This window comes from Pseudomonas sp. P4_C8 (genome assembly GCF_056401975.1).
The window spans coordinates 1-17,523 of sequence record NZ_JBFUIH010000034.1; the positions used below are offsets into that span (position 1 = coordinate 1).

At 59.0% G+C, this 17,523-nt stretch carries 13 protein-coding genes; 7 read left to right on the plus strand and 6 right to left on the minus strand.

The genetic code is table 11. The annotated features are described in order from the left end of the window. The coding region (locus tag AC1DWM_RS20715) for a transposase (protein WP_477796026.1) at positions 1 to 169 on the minus strand (169 nt) is incomplete at its 3' end. 147 nt (positions 170 to 316) lie between these two features. Continuing rightward, the gene (gene glnA / locus AC1DWM_RS20720) at positions 317 to 1,723 is read right to left on the minus strand and encodes a type I glutamate--ammonia ligase (RefSeq protein WP_223519857.1); all 1,407 of its coding nucleotides are present in this window, start codon (positions 1,721 to 1,723) and stop codon (positions 317 to 319) included. Between the two features lie 330 nt (positions 1,724 to 2,053). On the opposite strand from glnA, the gene thiI reads away from it, so the two are divergent. Both thiI and typA read left to right on the plus strand, forming a co-directional pair. Continuing rightward, positions 2,054 to 3,508, plus strand: a complete 1,455-nt coding sequence (gene thiI, locus AC1DWM_RS20725) for a tRNA uracil 4-sulfurtransferase ThiI (RefSeq protein ID WP_223519858.1) — start codon at positions 2,054 to 2,056, stop codon at positions 3,506 to 3,508. A 139-nt stretch (positions 3,509 to 3,647) separates the two neighbouring features. Then, positions 3,648 to 5,468 (plus strand): translational GTPase TypA, encoded by a 1,821-nt coding sequence (gene typA / locus AC1DWM_RS20730; RefSeq protein ID WP_090176728.1) that lies wholly within the window; start codon positions 3,648 to 3,650, stop codon positions 5,466 to 5,468. A 198-nt stretch (positions 5,469 to 5,666) separates the two neighbouring features. Here the strand turns inward: typA and AC1DWM_RS20735 are convergent, their stop codons facing one another. Next, positions 5,667 to 6,107, minus strand: coding sequence for a YkgJ family cysteine cluster protein (locus AC1DWM_RS20735; protein WP_085984721.1), 441 nt, complete (start codon positions 6,105 to 6,107; stop codon positions 5,667 to 5,669). A gap of 261 nt (positions 6,108 to 6,368) precedes the next feature. Here AC1DWM_RS20735 and AC1DWM_RS20740 point away from each other — a divergent pair, with 261 nt between their 5' ends. The 5 genes from AC1DWM_RS20740 (at position 6,369) to AC1DWM_RS20760 (ending at position 15,909) form a co-directional block, all read left to right on the plus strand. After that, positions 6,369 to 8,819 (plus strand): glycogen/starch/alpha-glucan phosphorylase, encoded by a 2,451-nt coding sequence (locus tag AC1DWM_RS20740; protein ID WP_223519860.1) that lies wholly within the window; start codon positions 6,369 to 6,371, stop codon positions 8,817 to 8,819. A gap of 269 nt (positions 8,820 to 9,088) precedes the next feature. Further along, positions 9,089 to 12,679, plus strand: coding sequence for a DUF2339 domain-containing protein (locus tag AC1DWM_RS20745; protein WP_477796010.1), 3,591 nt, complete (start codon positions 9,089 to 9,091; stop codon positions 12,677 to 12,679). Beyond that, on the plus strand, positions 12,676 to 14,049 hold the full coding sequence (locus AC1DWM_RS20750) for a DUF3999 domain-containing protein (RefSeq protein ID WP_477796011.1): 1,374 nt from the start codon (positions 12,676 to 12,678) through the stop codon (positions 14,047 to 14,049). The genes AC1DWM_RS20745 and AC1DWM_RS20750 overlap by 4 nt, the downstream gene beginning before the upstream one ends. A 243-nt stretch (positions 14,050 to 14,292) precedes the next feature. Then, positions 14,293 to 15,303 (plus strand): class 1 fructose-bisphosphatase, encoded by a 1,011-nt coding sequence (locus tag AC1DWM_RS20755; protein WP_223519866.1) that lies wholly within the window; start codon positions 14,293 to 14,295, stop codon positions 15,301 to 15,303. Positions 15,304 to 15,306: 3 nt separating this feature from the next. After that, the gene (locus tag AC1DWM_RS20760; RefSeq protein WP_477796012.1) at positions 15,307 to 15,909 is read left to right on the plus strand and encodes a DUF924 family protein; all 603 of its coding nucleotides are present in this window, start codon (positions 15,307 to 15,309) and stop codon (positions 15,907 to 15,909) included. An 18-nt stretch (positions 15,910 to 15,927) separates the two neighbouring features. Here the strand turns inward: AC1DWM_RS20760 and AC1DWM_RS20765 are convergent, their stop codons facing one another. The 3 genes from AC1DWM_RS20765 to AC1DWM_RS20775 all read right to left on the minus strand — a co-directional run bounded on the left by AC1DWM_RS20765 (position 15,928) and on the right by AC1DWM_RS20775 (position 17,518). Beyond that, the gene (locus AC1DWM_RS20765) at positions 15,928 to 16,260 is read right to left on the minus strand and encodes a type II toxin-antitoxin system RelE/ParE family toxin (protein WP_223519870.1); all 333 of its coding nucleotides are present in this window, start codon (positions 16,258 to 16,260) and stop codon (positions 15,928 to 15,930) included. Next, the gene (locus AC1DWM_RS20770; RefSeq protein WP_223519872.1) at positions 16,257 to 16,529 is read right to left on the minus strand and encodes a type II toxin-antitoxin system Phd/YefM family antitoxin; all 273 of its coding nucleotides are present in this window, start codon (positions 16,527 to 16,529) and stop codon (positions 16,257 to 16,259) included. The genes AC1DWM_RS20765 and AC1DWM_RS20770 overlap by 4 nt, the downstream gene beginning before the upstream one ends. A 224-nt stretch (positions 16,530 to 16,753) precedes the next feature. Next, complete coding sequence (locus AC1DWM_RS20775) at positions 16,754 to 17,518, minus strand: methyl-accepting chemotaxis protein (RefSeq protein WP_411741868.1); 765 nt, start codon at positions 17,516 to 17,518, stop codon at positions 16,754 to 16,756. Between the last annotated feature and the right edge of the window lie 5 nt (positions 17,519 to 17,523).

Consider the following 17,523-nt stretch of genomic DNA (forward strand, 5'->3'; position numbering starts at 1 on the left):
TGACCTGCTCGACCCAGCGGCGCAACGCAGTAGGGCCGATATCGAAGTTGGCGCAGACCTCAAGAATGGGCTGGTCTTCATCAAGCACCATGCTTGCAGCATTGAGCTTGAACTCGCTGGAATAGGACTTTCGCATCATCATGCACACCTTAGATTTGGGCGCCATCATAGCGCCCTATTGATGTGTCCAATTTCATTAGGCCAGATCAGGCTCGCTCCCACAGGGTTTTTCATCGGTCGTGGCATCGCGGGCACAAAAAAGGCCTTCCGAAGAAGGCCTCTTTTTTGTCACGCCGCGTGCCGCAGCGCTACCGGATCAGCAGCTGTAGTACAGCTCATATTCCAGTGGGTGTACGAAGGTACGGACCTTGATTTCTTCTTCGCTTTTCAGAGCGATGTAAGCGTCGATGAAGTCATCGGAGAACACGCCGCCTTTGGTCAGGAACGCACGACCTTTGTCCAGCTCTTCCAGGGCTTCTTTCAGGCTGCCGCAAACTTGTGGGATCTCTTTCGCCTCTTCAGGCGGCAGGTCGTACAGGTTTTTGTCAGCTGCGTCGCCAGGGTGGATCTTGTTCTGGATGCCGTCCAGGCCAGCCATCAACAGTGCAGCGAAGCCCAGGTACGGGTTAGCTGCTGGATCCGGGAAGCGAGCTTCGATACGGCGAGCGCGAGGGCTGGACACGTAAGGAATACGGATCGAAGCGGAACGGTTGCGAGCCGAGTAGGCCAGCATTACTGGAGCTTCGAAACCTGGGACCAGACGCTTGTAGGAGTTGGTCGACGGGTTGGTGAAGCCGTTCAGGGCCTTACCGTGCTTGATGATGCCGCCGATGAAGTACAGAGCGGTGTCGGACAGGCCGGCATAGCCTTCGCCAGCGAAGGTGTTCTTGCCATCTTTGGCGATGGACAGGTGAACGTGCATACCCGAACCGTTGTCGCCGTACAGAGGCTTAGGCATGAAGGTCGCGGTGCGGCCGTAAGCGACAGCAACGTTGTGTACGCAGTACTTCAGGGTCTGAACTTCGTCAGCCTTGGCGACCAGGGTGTTGAACTTCACACCGATTTCGTTCTGGCCGGCAGTCGCCACTTCGTGGTGGTGAACTTCGATGACCAGGCCCATTTCTTCCATGGCGTTGCACATGGAGGTACGGATTTCGTGGTCGTGGTCAAACGGTGGAACCGGGAAGTAACCGCCTTTGATACCTGGGCGGTGGCCATGGTTGCCGCCTTCGATGTCCTGGTCGGACATCCAGGAACCTTGTTCGGAGAAGATTTTGAACATCGAGCCGGAGATGTCGGACTTGAACTTCACCTGATCGAAGATGAAGAACTCAGGCTCTGGACCTACGAATACGGTGTCGCCGATACCGGTCGACTTCAGGTATTCCTCGGCGCGGTGGGCGATGGCGCGTGGGTCACGGTCATAGCCTTGCATGGTCGAAGGGTCGATCACGTTGCAGACCAGAATCAGCGTTGGGTCTTCGGTGAACGGATCGAGCACGGCAGTGCTGTCGTCCGGCAGCAGGATCATGTCGGAGGCTTCGATGCCTTTCCAGCCAGCGATGGAGGAGCCGTCGAACATTTTGCCTTCTTCGAAGAAAGCGTCATCCAGCGCGTCGCGAGCCGGCATGGTCACGTGGTGCTGAGTGCCTTTGGTGTCCGTGAAGCGCAGATCAATCCATTTGACGTCATGATCTTTGATGAGTTGAACCGACTTCGACATAGTGTCCTCCGGGTGGCTTCGGGCTTAGTAGTGGATGCCCTTAGAATGTGGGTGATGCCGGCGCGAATACTCTGCCAAGGCAACCTGCCTCACAAGGGAGCAAATTGCATGCCAGTGCCCCACCATGGGTTTTTTGCCCCAATTTCACGCTTATAAAGGAACAAAGGGTCTTTAGGTGGTAAATCTCGCCCTACAATGTAGCGTTAAAATCTGGAAATGACCTGTTTTGGTGCGCGAAAAACCTTCTGCACATTAACTGGTTAAACCTTGAGCAATTTCCGCTATAATCCGCGCCCCCCTTTTTCGGCTGGCCCAGCGCGCGCTGTTTTCATGAAACTAATCGTAAAAGTCTTCCCCGAGATCACCATCAAGAGCCGCCCGGTACGGATGCGTTTCATCCGCCAATTGGCTAAAAACATCCGCACCGTGCTCCGCGACCTGGACCCGGCCGTGGTGGTGAACGGTGTGTGGGACAATCTCGAACTGGAAACCCGCGTCAGCGAGCCCAAAGCTCTGAAGGAGATGACCGAGCGCCTGAGCTGCATGCCGGGCATTGCGCATTTCCTGCAGGTCGATGAGTACCCGTTGGGCGATTTCGACGACATCGTCGCCAAGTGCAAGCAGCACTTCGGTGATTCACTGGCCGGGAAGATCTTCTCGGTGCGTTGCAAGCGCGCCGGCAAGCACGAATTCAGCTCGATGGATGTCGAAAAATACGTCGGCAGCCAACTGCGTCGTCAATGTGGTGCGGCCGGAATCTCGCTCAAAGAGCCGGAAATCGAAGTTCGCATCGAAATTCGCGACAAACGGTTGTTCGTGATCCACAGCCAGCACAACAGCATCGGTGGATATCCGCTGGGTGCCCTGGAACAGACGCTTGTGCTGATGTCCGGCGGCTTCGATTCCACCGTGGCGGCGTACCAGATCATGCGCCGTGGCCTGATGAGCCATTTCTGCTTCTTCAATTTGGGCGGAAGGGCCCATGAACTGGGCGTCATGGAAGTCGCGCACTTCATCTGGAAGAAGTACGGAAGCTCCCAACGCGTGTTATTTGTCAGTGTGCCGTTCGAGGAAGTACTGGGAGAAATTCTCGGGAAAGTCGATAACAGTCATATGGGCGTAGTTTTGAAGCGTATGATGTTGCGCGCTGCTTCCCGTATTGCTGATCGGCTGGACATTGAAGCGCTGGTCACCGGTGAAGCGATTTCCCAGGTGTCGAGCCAGACGTTGCCGAACCTGTCCGTGATCGACTGCGTGACCGACAAGCTGGTCTTGCGTCCGCTGATCGCCAGTCACAAGCAGGACATCATCGACCTGGCCAACGAAATCGGGACTGCCGACTTCGCCAAGCACATGCCGGAATACTGCGGGGTCATCTCGGTGAACCCAAAGACCCACGCCAAGCGTCCGCGCGTGGAGCATGAAGAGAAAGAATTCGACATGGCGGTCCTTGAGCGTGCGCTCGAGAACGCCAAGCTGGTACCGATCGATCGTGTAATCGACGAATTGGGCCAGGACTTGCAGATTGAAGAAGTCAGCGAAGCGCTGGCGGGGCAAATCATCATCGACATCCGTCACCCGGATGCCGCTGAAGATGATCCGCTGGCCCTGGCTGGTATCGAGGTACAAGCGATGCCTTTCTATGCATTGAACGCTCGTTTCAAGGAACTGGACCCTACTCGCCAGTACCTGCTGTATTGCGACAAAGGCGTGATGAGTCGCCTGCATGCCCACCATTTGCTCAGTGAGGGGCATGCCAATGTGCGCGTTTATCGACCGAGCTAAGAGCCCGGGGCTGTTTGCCTGTGGCCTGCGTCATCGGCCCCCCGACTCTGCCGTCAAGCTGTAACGGCAAGGCCTGACTCTACTGTTAATCGCTGCCAAGACTTGTCAGCACACCGAATCCTCTGATCGAGATACACAAGTGATCGAAAATCTACGCAACATCGCCATCATTGCTCACGTTGACCATGGTAAAACCACCCTGGTAGACAAACTCTTGCGTCAATCCGGCACCCTGGAGCGCAACGAGCTCAACGACGAGCGCGTGATGGACTCCAACGACCAGGAGAAAGAGCGCGGTATTACCATTCTGGCGAAAAACACCGCTATCAACTGGAACGGCTACCACATCAACATCGTGGACACCCCGGGCCACGCCGACTTCGGCGGCGAAGTTGAACGCGTAATGTCGATGGTTGACTCCGTTCTGCTGCTGGTTGACGCTCAAGACGGCCCTATGCCGCAAACCCGTTTCGTGACCAAGAAGGCTTTCGAAGCCGGCCTGCGTCCAATCGTGGTCATCAACAAGGTTGACCGTCCAGGCGCGCGTCCGGACTGGGTTCTGGACCAGATCTTCGACCTGTTCGACAACCTCGGTGCTACCGAAGAACAGCTGGACTTCAAAGTCGTCTACGCCTCGGCCCTGAACGGTATTGCCGGTCTGGAACACACCGACATGGCTGAAGACATGACCCCGCTGTACCAGTCGATCGTCGACAACGTACCTGCGCCGAAAGTCGACCGTGACGGTCCGTTCCAGATGCAAATCTCCGCTCTGGACTACAACAGCTTCCTGGGTGTAATCGGCGTTGGCCGTATCGCTCGTGGCCGCATCAAGCCGAACACTCCGGTTGTCGCTATCGACGCGGACGGCAAGAAGCGTAACGGTCGTATCCTGAAGCTGATGGGTCACCACGGTCTGCACCGTATCGACGTTGAAGAAGCAGCTGCCGGCGACATCGTCTGCATCAGCGGCTTCGACCAGCTGTTCATCTCCGACACTCTGTGCGACCCACTGAACGTCGAAGCGATGAAGCCGCTGACCGTTGACGAACCAACCGTTTCCATGACCTTCCAGGTAAACGACTCGCCTTTCTGCGGTAAAGAAGGCAAGTTCGTGACTTCCCGTAACATCAAGGAACGTCTGGACAAAGAACTGCTCTACAACGTTGCCCTGCGCGTTGAAGAAGGCGACACCGCCGACAAGTTCAAAGTCTCCGGCCGTGGTGAGCTGCACCTCTCGGTACTGATCGAAACCATGCGTCGCGAAGGCTTCGAAATGGGTGTTGGTCGTCCGGAAGTGATCATCCGCATGGTTGACGGCGTGAAGCACGAACCGTACGAAAACGTGACCATCGACCTGCCAGAAGAATCGCAAGGTTCGATCATGGAGCAGATCGGTATCCGTAAGGGCGACCTGACCAACATGGTTCCGGATGGCAAGGGCCGTGTGCGCCTTGAGTACAACATCCCGGCTCGTGGCCTGATCGGTTTCCGTAACGAGTTCCTGACCCTGACCTCCGGTGCAGGCATCCTGACCTCGATCTTCGACCGTTACGACGTGATGAAGTCCGGCGACATGTCCGGCCGTCAGAACGGCGTGCTGGTTTCGGTTGCTACCGGTAAGGCTCTGACTTACTCGCTGGAAACCCTGCAAGCTCGCGGCAAACTGTTCCTGGGTCACGGTGAAGACGTGTACGAAGGTCAAATCGTCGGCATCAACAGCCGCGACAACGACCTGGGCGTTAACCCAACCAAAGGCAAGAAGCTCGACAACATGCGTGCTTCGGGTAAAGACGAAACCATCGCTCTGGTTCCGCCTATCCGCTTCACTCTGGAACAGGCTCTGGAATTCGTTCAAGAAGACGAATTGTGCGAAGTCACTCCTAAGTCCATCCGTCTTCGTAAGAAGATCCTGGGCGAAAGCGAGCGTACCCGTGCTGCGAAGAAGTCCGGTAACTAAGTTCTTTAGTTAGCTGACAAAAAAACGCCCCCGACCGCAAGGTCGGGGGCGTTTTTGTTTGTCTGGGGTTTGTGCGGTGTTTGTGCTGGCCTCATCGCGAGCAGGCTCACTCCTACAGGGTTCTGTGCAAACACTGAAGATCCACTGTAGGAGTGAGCCTGCTCGCGATGGGGTCGGTTCAGACCGCGAGATTCTGGATCAGAACTTCTCGAGCGGCCGGCGGCTGGCGCTGGTCTCGCGCGCCACTTCCTTTGGCTTGTACGCGCAATACCCCGGTCGCGGCCCGATTTTCGGGTGGTTGCGGCAAGTGTCCGGGCGCTTTTCATAAATAGTGCACAGACGGCTCTTACGATCCAGATAGAGACAATCGTTGTTGCTCATGCGCTGAAGGGTGAAGATCTCGGTCTTCTGGCTATAGCGCTCGACGATCCCTTCCTTCTGCAGGCGCTTGGCGATGTTTTTCGCCGGCTCGCCGCGCTCGAACTCGTCGACGATGCCGATACGGATCAGATCCTTGATCTTGACCTCGACCGGTAGCGTGCAGCAGCTGGACACGCAGGAACCGCACATCGGCGCAGAGTACTTGGCCCAGGTATCGAGGCGATCGATCTCAGCGGCAGCGATCAGGTTGGGCTTCATCATCGGTTGTTACCAGCACGTGTATCAGGGCGCGCGATCATACCGGGACTGGTGGATTTTTGAACAACCTTTCGCCAGATTTTTTCTGTACCACCTCAATAGCACCGTTAATCCGGCACGGCCCCTGCATTGATTCAGGCACACGACAATGTAATGCCGACCTATCTCGCACTCTCAGGAAAAAACTGCCGAACCAGAGCCCCCCACCGTCTGTCAGACCGTCTAGGCTCAACAACTCCACGCTCGCTCGAGGTCCTATCGATGACTCAAGAACCACTTGTTCGCGAAGCTGAGGTGGCCGCATTCCGCGATGCCGTCTTGACCAAACTCACCTACGCGGTGGGTAAAGACCCGGATCATGCCTTCGACCACGACTGGTTTGAAGCCATCGCCCTGGCGGCACGGGACCACATGGTCGAGCACTGGATGGACCACACCCGGCAGATCTACCGCAAAGGGCAGAAACGGGTTTATTACCTCTCCCTGGAGTTCCTTATCGGTCGGCTGCTCTACGACAGCCTGAGCAACCTTGGCTTGCTCGACGTCGCCCGTGAAGCGCTGACCGAACTCGGCGTCGACCTCGAACGCATTCGCCTGCTGGAGCCCGACGCGGCGCTGGGTAATGGCGGCCTCGGTCGTCTGGCGGCGTGCTTCATGGAAAGCATGTCAACCCTCGGCATCGCCGGCCACGGATACGGCATTCGTTATGAACACGGTTTGTTCCGCCAGGCCATTGTCGATGGCTGGCAGCAGGAGCAGACCGAACATTGGCTGGACTTTGGCAACCCGTGGGAATTCGAGCGACCAGAAGTCGTTTACCCGATAGGCTTTGGCGGTAGCGTCGAAACCGTCACCGATGAAAACGGCAAGACCAAGCAAGTCTGGACCCCAGTGGAAACCGTCCGCGCGATTGCTTACGACACGCCGGTGGTCGGTTGGCGCGGGGCGAGCGTCAACACGCTGCGTCTGTGGCGTGCCCGGGCCATGGAAGATTTGCACCTGGAGCGCTTCAACGCCGGTGACCACTTGGGCGCGGTAGCGGAAGTGGCCCGGGCCGAAAGTATTTCTCGCGTGCTTTATCCAGCGGACAGCACCGAAGCCGGTCAGGAACTGCGCCTGCGTCAGGAATACTTTTTCGTCGCAGCCTCCTTGCAGGATTTGCTGCGCCGCCATCGCAACATGCACACCTCGGTGCTGACCCTGGGCGACCACGCGGCGATCCAACTCAACGACACTCACCCTTCGATTGCCGTGGCCGAATTGATGCGCCAGCTGGTCGATGTCTACGACGTGGCGTGGGATGCGGCGTGGCAAGTCACCGTCGACACGTTGTCGTACACCAACCACACGCTGTTGCCCGAAGCGCTGGAAACCTGGCCGGTCGGTTTGATGGAGCGGATGTTGCCACGGCACATGCAGATCATTTACCTGATCAATGCCCAACACATCGACTCCCTGCGGGCCAAGGGCATTCATGACTTCGACGTGTTGCGCGCGGTGTCGCTGATCGAAGAAGACAACGGTCGCCGCGTGCGCATGGGCAACCTTGCGTTCCTCGGCTCGCACAGTGTCAACGGCGTGTCCGGGCTGCACACGCAGCTGATGCGCAAAACCGTGTTCTCCGAACTGCACAAGCTCTACCCAGACCGGATCAACAACAAGACCAACGGCATCACCTTCCGCCGTTGGCTCTACCAGGCCAACCCCGAACTGACGTCGATGATGGTCGATGCCCTCGGGCCTGATTTGCTGGATAACCCCGAAGGACGCTTGCTCGACCTGGAACCGTTCGCCGAGAAATCCGCATTCCGCAAGGCATTCGCCGAACAGCGGCTGCACAGCAAAAAAGCCCTGGCCTACCTGATTCATGAACGGCTGGGAGTGGCGGTCAACCCGGCGGCGATGTTCGACGTGCAGGTAAAACGGATCCACGAATACAAACGCCAGTTGCTCAATCTGATGCACACCGTGGCGCTGTATCAGGCAATTCGGGCCGAACCGGAAATCGACTGGGTGCCGCGCGTGAAGATCTTCGCCGGCAAGGCCGCCGCCAGTTATCACCAGGCCAAGCTGATCATCAAGTTGACCAACGATATTGCCCGGGTGGTGAACAACGACCCGACCGTGCGCGGCCTGCTCAAAGTGGTGTTCCTGCCCAACTACAACGTCAGCCTGGCGGAGAGCATTATTCCGGCGGCGGATTTGTCGGAACAGATTTCCACCGCAGGCTTCGAGGCTTCCGGCACCAGCAACATGAAGTTCGGCCTCAACGGTGCACTGACCATTGGCACCCTGGACGGCGCCAACGTAGAAATGTCCGAGCGCATCGGCGTCGAACACATGTTCATCTTCGGTCTCAGTGCGCAGCAGGTCGAGGCGCGCAAACAGAACCACGAGTTCAATGCGACGCCGGACATCGCGGCGTCTCATCGACTCAATGACGTGCTGCAAGCAATTCGCGGCGGGGTGTTCTCGCCGGATGATCCGTCCCGTTACACCGGGCTGATTGATTCGCTGGTGGATTACGACCGTTTCCTGGTGTGCGCCGATTTCGACTCTTACTGGAATGCGCAGATGCGCGTCGAAGCCCATTGGCACGATTCCAAGGAGTGGTGGCGTTCGGCAGTGTTGAGCACGTCGCGGATGGGTTGGTTCTCTTCAGACCGGACCATTCGCGAGTACGCCACGGAAATCTGGAAGGCGCTGGAGTAACGTTTCGCAATAATTTGCGTGCACGGCCCGACGGTGTCGGGCCTGGTCGATATACTAAGCACCGGTTACACCGGATGGCACGTATTGGCAATCCATTGTGGGAGCGAGCCTGCTCGCGATAGCGGACTGACATTCAACATTGATGCTGAATGTCAGTCCGCTATCGCGAGCAGGCTCGCTCCCACAGGTTTGTGTGGTTTCACACTAAACTCTGCCAATGCTGTCTTTCCGGACTCGCCCCGTCGCGGGGCCGCTTAGGGATATCGACCATGCAATGGATTTTAATGCTGATCGGGCTGGTGCTCGGCTGGATACTTGACGAGTCGTTCAGCGATGCCCTGTTGGGCGCGTTGCTTGGGTTGGGCATTGGCCAGGCCGTTCGCATCACCCGTTTAGGTTCACAAGCCGCCGAGCAGCACCTTCTGCTGGAGCAGACGCAGGTTGCGCTGAATGCGGTGCAGCAACGCCTGGCCTTGCTGGAAGTGTCCGGCGTCAAAGTACCTGAAGCCAGCGAGCCAGTTGCCAGCGAGCCCGTACCTCCTCCTGAAGTTACCCCCGACGAAATCCCTGTCGAAACCCCTGTCGAAACCCCGGAACTGATCTGGGACCTGCCTCCCGAACTCGAACCAATCACCGCTGCGGCGGCTGAAACCAGCCGGCCACTGCCTGCCGACGCCTGGAAACCCGAGCCGGTCGTCCGGGAGCCTGCCACCCCGCGCGGCCCCAACCTCATTGATCGCGCCATCAGCGGTGCCCGCGCCTGGCTGTTCGGCGGTAACACTGTGCTGCGGGTCGGCGTGGTGCTGTTGTTCCTCGGTCTGGCCTTTTTACTGCGGTATGCGACCGAAGGCATGGTCGTGCCGATTGAACTGCGTTACGCCGGCGTCGCGGCGGCTGCGTTGGGGCTGCTCGGTCTGGGCTGGTGGCTGCGTCATCGCAACACCAATTACGCATTGATGCTGCAAGGCACCGGCATTGCCGTGCTGTACCTGACGGTATTCGCTGCCATGCGCTTGCATCCGCTGCTGGATCCGACGGCAGCGCTTGGTCTTCTGGTGGCGGTCACGGCGTTCTCAGCGATTCTGGCGATCACCCAGGATTCATTGGCGTTGGCCTGCGCCGCCGCGTTGGGCGGTTTTGCCGCGCCAATCCTGACGTCCACTGGCGCCGGCAACCACGTCGCGCTGTTCAGCTACTTCGCCTTGCTCAACGCCGGCATCCTCGCCATCGCCTGGTTCAAGGCCTGGCGTTTGCTCAACCTGATCGGTTTTGTCGGCACGTTCGGCATCGGTTTCGCCTGGGGCCTGCGTTCTTACACGCCAGAGTTGCTGTGGAGCACCGAGCCGTTCCTGATTGTGTTTTTCCTGATGTACCTGGCCATCGGCCTGCTGTTCGCCCGGCGCAAGTTGCTGGAAATGAGCGATGCGCCCGAGGACGACAGCCGCGAGGCGCTGCTGCGTTGGTCGGCGCGCAAAGGTGATTACGTCGACGGCACCATGCTGTTTGGTCCGCCGCTGGTGGGCTTCGGTTTGCAATTCGCGCTGGTCCAGCACCTTGAGTTTGCCGCCGCGTTCAGCGCGCTGGCGCTGGGCATGATCTACATGGGCCTGGCCCGTTTGCTGATGGGTGGCCGCGCGTTGTTGCTGGCAGAAACCTGTCTGGCACTGGGCGTGATCTTCGCCAGCCTCGCCATTCCATTGGGCCTTGATGCACGCTGGACAGCTGCGGCTTGGGCCGTCGAAGGCGCCGGGATTTTCTGGCTCGGCTTGCGTCAGCAACGTCCGTTGGCCCGGGCCTTTGCCTTGCTGCTTCAACTGGGCTCGGCGCTGGCGTTTCTCAGCGAGTTGCGGATCGGCGAAAGCAGCCTGCTCGATGGCTCACCGTTGGGCGCGTTGATGCTCGGCGTGGCGTTGCTGTTCAGCTTCTACCAATTGCGCCAAGCCTTGCCGGAGCATATCGCGCAATGGGAGCGCAAAGGGCTGCCGGTTCTGGCTTGCCTCGGCCTGACGTTCCTTTATCTGTTGGCGCCGTTGTTTTTCTTCACCCACGGTACGGCGATCAGTTGGGCGCTGGCCGGTCTGGTGACGTTGTTTGTCGGTCTGCGTCTGCAATCGCGCACGTTCCTGTTCACCGCGTTTGCCGTGCAGTTGCTCGGCGGTGCGTTGTTCCTGCTGCGGCTGCAAGGTGCCGGTGGTGAGTCTACGGCGGTGTTCAGCGCGGGCTGGAGCGGTTTGCTGAGCGCGTCCTTGATTGGTCTGGCCTTGATCGCCGGCATGCTGCTGGCAGCGCGCGATGAGATGGTGCGCAGCGACGTGCGACTGTTACGCGGGTTGTCGGTGGTGTTGCTGGCCGGTCTGGTGCTGATCAATCTGGCCGTGCTGTTCGTCCTGCCGTGGCAGACCGCGAGCGCGGTGTGGGCGGCCAGTGGTTTGTTCATCATCTGGTTGAGCCTGTATCTGAAACAGCGCGTGAGTTTTGTCTTCGGTTTGCTGTTGCAGGTGATCGGTGGCGCGGCGTTCCTGTTTGCCGGGCCGGACCTGCTCGGACCTTTGGCCAGCGAAGGACTGAAGCCGCTGGCGCACAGCGGTTTCTGGACGCCGTTGGTATTGGGTTTGGCAGCGCTGGTCGGGGCCTGGCGATTGCAGCTCGGCAACCACGCTTCGGCGTTCGATGTGTTGAGCTTGCAGCGTTTGTCCGAAGTGCTGCTGGTGTGGGGCGCGGGTTGGTGGGCGCTGGCGTGGATCAGTGAAGTGCTGCGTTTTGCCCCGGTCAATCTGCAAGCAACGCTGTTGCTGGTGGCTGCGACCATTAGCGTAGCGCTATGGACGGCGTTGGCGCTGCGCTTGAAATGGTCGTCGCTGGGGCTGCTGTGCACCTTGCTGATGCCGGCGGCCGGCGTGGTGTTGCTTGCGGCGTGGCACTCGCGCTATCACCCTGCGGCCAATTTTGGTTGGCTGGCCTGGACGGCGGTGTTCGTCGTGCATTCCATCTCGCTGAAGCGACTGGCGCCCATGTTACCGGCGCGCGCTGTGAGCGCCGCGCATGTGCTCGGCTGCTGGCTGTTGATCGGTGTGCTGGCGCTGGAGCTGCGTTACGGCTTGCTGCTGTTGTCCGAGCAATACAACGCCTGGCGCTGGTTGGGCTGGGCGATTCTGCCAAGCCTGTATCTGGTGCTGATGGCTGCGCCGCGCAATTGGCCGTGGCCGGTGTCGGCGTTTCCCCGGGAATACCGACTGTATGCGGCGGCACCGCTGGCGCTGTTGATGCTCGGTTGGTTTTGGCTGGCGAACGTCGTCAGCGACGGCACCGCCGAACCACTGCCGTATGTTCCGTTGATCAACCCGCTGGAGTTGGGCCTGCTGTTTGCGCTGTTCGGCGTCTACGCATGGTCGCGCAGCGCCGTGACGCAAGTAGCGATCCGCAAGGACTACGCCGAACACGCTACGCAATTGATCGCCGGGGTTTCACTGTTCCTGTTCTTTACCGCGTTGGTGATGCGCACGGCGCACCATTGGGGCGATGTGCCGTTCGAGTTCGATGCGTTGCTCGAATCGATGTTGGTGCAGGCCGGCCTGTCCATCGTCTGGACCCTGATGGCGCTGAGCCTGATGATCGGCGGTCATTTGCGCCATCGTCGCGAGGTCTGGCTGATCGGTGCGGCGTTGATCGGCGTGGTGGTGGCCAAGCTGTTCTTTGTGGAATTGAGTAACCGCGGCGGGCTCGCGCGGATCGTGTCGTTTATCGGCGTTGGCGTGTTGCTGCTGGTGGTGGGCTATTTCGCGCCGCTGCCGCCCAAGCGTGCCGAGGCTGCGCCGGAGTCTGAAAACCCGGCACCGGAAACCGAAGGAGTGTCGTCTTGAGTCAGAAGCTGAACCTGGGATGGTTGGGCGCGGTTGCGCTGGGTGTGACGCTGTCGGTCAGCGCCCAGGAGCAACCGGCGGATTTCACCACTCAAGTGCCGTTGTCCGTGAGCGGCGAAGGCCCGTGGTATCGCCTTGATTTACCGTTGAGCGTGCAGTTGAATGCGCGGCAAACCGACCTGAGTGATGTGCGTGTCTTCAACGCCGCCGGTCAGGTTCAGGCGTATGCCTTGGCGAGAGAACCGGCCCAAACCCGCGAAAATCGCACGCTGACCGATGTGAAGTGGTTCCCGTTGTACACCTCGGCAGATTCTACCGAGCGCGCGCCTGGCGTGCGGGTGCAGTCGAGTGCCAGCGGCGCGCTGATCGAAGTACAGCCGTCCAGTCAGCTGGAAGCGGGCGAAGAAGTGCTGCGCGGCTGGTTGCTCGATGCCAGCGCCATCAAGGCGCCGTTGCAGCAATTGGTCCTCGACTGGACCAGCGAGCGCGACGGCTTCCAGCAGTTCAGCATCGAAGCCAGCGACGACTTGCAGCATTGGCAGTCGTGGGGCCAAGGACAGGTCGCACGGCTGGCGTTTGCCGACGAACGGGTCGAGCAGCATGAAGTCAGCCTGCCGGGGCAATCGGCGCGCTATCTGCGCTTGTTATGGAGTTCACCACAACTGGCGCCGGCGCTGATGTCGGCGCAGCTGGAAAGCGCGAGCATCCACAGCTTGCCGCTGCCGTTGGTCTGGTCGCAACCGTTGGCCGGCAGCAGCGTGAAGACGGGGGAATACACCTGGCAATTGCCGATGGGGCTGAATGTCGAGCGGGTGCAGGTCGAACTGAGTCAGCCCAACAGTCTGGCACCGGTCACTTTGTCCGGTCGCCGCGAGAGCAGCTTGCCGTGGCAGCCGCTGGGCAGCGGCTTGCTGTATCGCCTGACCCAGAATGGCCAGGACGTGGTGCAGAACGAATTGCAGCTGCCGGGGCAAACCCTGCAGCAGTTGAAGCTGGTCGTGGACGAACGCGGTGGAGGCCTGGGCGCCGAAGCTCCGACGCTGAAGTATGCCGTGCGTCCGACGCGGCTGGTGTTCCTGGCGCGCGGGCCAGGGCCTTATACGCTGGCGCTGGGGAATACGACGGTGAAAGCGGCGAGCTTGCCGTTGTCGACGCTGATTCCCGATTACAGCGCGCAGAAGCTGGCGACATTGGGTAAGGCCGTGGTGGCGAGCGATGGCGTGGTTTCGCCGGTGTCTACATTAGTAGCGCCTGCGACGGCAGGCACGAACTGGAAGAAATTCGGGTTGTGGGCGGTGCTGTTGCTGAGCGTGCTGGTTCTGGCGGCGATGGCGTTCAGCTTGCTGCGCAAGCCCCCCCTCAAACCCTGAAAGCGGGTGCTGCGCACCCATCGCGAGCAGGCTCGCTCCCACAGTTGAATGCGTACCCATGTGGGAGCGAGACCGGCTTGCCGGCGAAAGCGGTTTATCGGTCGGTAAAAATGCCCGATTCGAACTACGCTCATCCCGGCACATGAACTCTCTTGGGCGTATCACGTCTGATAGGAGGAAATGCGCCTCGACTCGCGTTAAACTGCGCGGGTTTTTAGCCCCCCCATTCCACCGGAGCCTTCCATGTCCCGCGTTACCCTGAGTCGCTATTTGATTGAGCAGACCCGTAGCAACAACACCCCTGCCGATCTGCGTTTCCTGATCGAAGTGGTGGCGCGTGCTTGCAAAGAGATCAACCACGCCGTGTCCAAAGGCGCCCTCGGTGGTGTTCTGGGCAGCATGGGCACTGAAAACGTCCAAGGTGAAGTGCAGAAGAAGCTCGACGTGATCTCCAACGAGATCCTGCTCGAAGCCAACGAATGGGGCGGTCACCTGGCCGGCATGGCGTCCGAAGAAATGGACAATGCCTACCAGATCCCGGGCAAATACCCGAAAGGCGCCTACCTGCTGGTATTCGACCCGTTGGACGGTTCGTCGAACATCGATATCAACGCGCCGGTCGGTACGATTTTCTCGGTGCTGCGTTGCCCGAACGAATACCTGAGCCAGAATGAGCCCTTGAACGAAAAGGCTTTCCTGCAGCCAGGCACCGAGCAAGTGGCTGCCGGTTACGCGATCTACGGTCCACAGACCATGTTGATCCTGACCCTGGGTGATGGCGTGAAAGGCTTCACCCTGGACCGTGAAATGGGCAGCTTCGTGCTGACCCACGAAGACATCAAGATCCCGACTTCCACTCAGGAATTCGCGATCAACGCCTCCAATCAGCGCCACTGGGAAGCGCCGGTACAACGCTACGTCAGCGAATTGCTGGCTGGCGAAGAAGGCCCGCTGAAAAAGAACTACAACATGCGCTGGGTCGCCGCGATGGTCGCAGACGTGCACCGCATCCTGACCCGTGGCGGTCTGTTCATGTACCCACGCGACAGCCGCGAGCCGTCCAAGCCGGGCAAACTGCGTCTGATGTACGAAGCCAACCCGATGTCGTTCCTGGTTGAACAGGCTGGCGGCGCCTCCACCGATGGCCATCAGCGCATCCTCGACATCAAGCCTGACGGCCTGCATCAGCGTGTCGCCGTGTTCCTCGGTTCGAAAGAAGAAGTCGAACGTGTTACGGCTTACCACAAGGAATAAACCATGACCGCGCCCTGGCAGCCGTTGCTCGATTGGTGGTTCGGTAAGGCCGAATCGCCTAATGAAGTGGCGGCTGACAAGGGCAAGTTATGGTTCGGCAAGCGCGACAGCCAGGACCTCGAAGCGCAGACGCGTTTCGGGGACTGGGTCGAGCAGGCACTGGCCGGCGGACTGACTGACTGGGCGCAACGCCCCGAAGGTTGGCTGGCTCTGGTGCTGCTGCTCGATCAACTCCCGCGAATGATCTATCGCGACACTCCCAAATCTTTTTCCGGCGATCTCAGGGCTCAGGCACTGGTGGCGCAAGGCATTGCTGCGGATTTTGATCGGCAGTTGAGGCCTGTTCAGCGGGTGTTTATCTACCTGGTGATGGAGCATTGCGAGCATCTGGCAGTACAGAACGAAGCCGTTTCGCGGTTCATCGAATTGATGGCGCAGCAGCCGGAGGCTGATCGGGCTGTGTTTGCCGATAATCTGGATTATGCCGAGCGGCATCGGGACGTGATTGCGCGGTTTGGGCGGTTTCCGCATCGCAATGCGGTGTTGGGGCGGGAGTCTACGGCTGAGGAGTTGGAGTTTCTCCGCAGGCCAGGCTCGCGTTTTTAGACGCGATGGGCCTCGAACTTACGGATTCCCTTGAAACAGGCGTTTCATCAGCAGTGTTGGCAGGTTTTTCCGAGTATCGGCAATGATGTGGACATAGACCGTTTGGTCTCGTACTTCATAAATGATCCTGTTCATTCCTGAAAGTATTTGTCGGTACTGACTGAGGTGGAGCTTCTCTATTTCTTCAGGGATTGATCCTGAATAGGGTTGCGCTCCCAAGTGGCGGATGGCTGATTTCAAAGAGGTGTAGGTGCTTTGCCAGGTTTGGATGGAAAACTGTTTGATGAGATAGGTACGAAGTTCTTTTAAGTCTGTTTCGGCGGACTGAAGAATGACGACCTTTAAACTCATTGATGGTCAGCCTCGTCCAGTTCCGCGAAGACGTCTTCGGCATCGCGAAATTTGCCTTCTTCAATCTCACGATTACCCATTGCCAAGAGTTTTAAAAGGGCCATCGTGTCTTCTTGCTCTTCGAAGCTTTTCACGTCCATTACCACGAGCTTTGCTTCACCATTTTGGGTGATGACCAAGGGCTCACGGCTTTCTGTAATTGTTTTGACGATTTCTGCTGTATGGCTTTTCAGGTAGCTGATTGGCTTGATTTGAGATGAAAGCTTCATGGGGTGAGCCTCGCCAGGTTGAGTAGGACCGAGTTTAGTCTTAATTCAGTCCTGCGTCAGACGTTGTCGACCGGCGTTCTCTCAACGGGCATTGATCCAGGTTTTAGAGATTCATTGCAGCTGATGCCGCCTTCGCTGGCAAGCCAGCTCCTACATTGGATCTCCAGTGCGACAAAGATCCCCGTAGGAGCTGGCTTGCCAGCGAAGGGGCCCGCGAGAGCGCCTCAGATCCTGAAGCTACCCACCAACTGCTTCAACCGCGCCGCCTGCTGTTCTAGGTCAGCACAGGCCCGCAAGGTCGCCTGCAAGTTCTCCACGCCTTCCTGGTTCAGGGTGTTGATCTCGGTAATGTCGACGTTGATCGACTCCACCACAGCGGTCTGCTCTTCCGTCGCCGTCGCCACCGACTGGTTCATCCCGTCGATTTCACCAATACGCTGCGTCACGCTACCCAGGCGTTCCCCGGCCTGGTTGGCGATGCCGACGCTGCTTTCGCTCTGGCGCTGGCTGTCGGTCATGATGCTCACCGCTTCACGGGCGCCGACTTGCAGTTCCTCGATCATCTTCTGCACTTGCTGCGCCGAATCCTGAGTGCGGTGGGCGAGGTTGCGCACTTCATCCGCGACCACGGCAAAACCGCGACCGGCTTCACCGGCACGGGCCGCTTCGATGGCTGCGTTGAGCGCCAGCAGGTTGGTTTGCTGGGAAATGCTGGTGATCACTTCCAGAATCTGCCCAATGTTCACGGTGTTGCTGTTGAGCGTTTCGATGTTGCCGCACGAATCGCTGATCTTCGCTGACAGCTGCTGCATCGCGGCGATGGTTTTATCCACCACTTGCTGGCCGTCTTCGGCCAGGGAGCGGGCATCGCTGGAGTGCTGCGAGGCGAGGGCGGCGTTCTGGGCGATTTCCTGGGCGGCGGCGCCCAGTTCGTTGATCGCTGCGGCAACGCTGCTGGTGCGCGAAGCTTGCTGGTCGGAGTTGAACATCGATG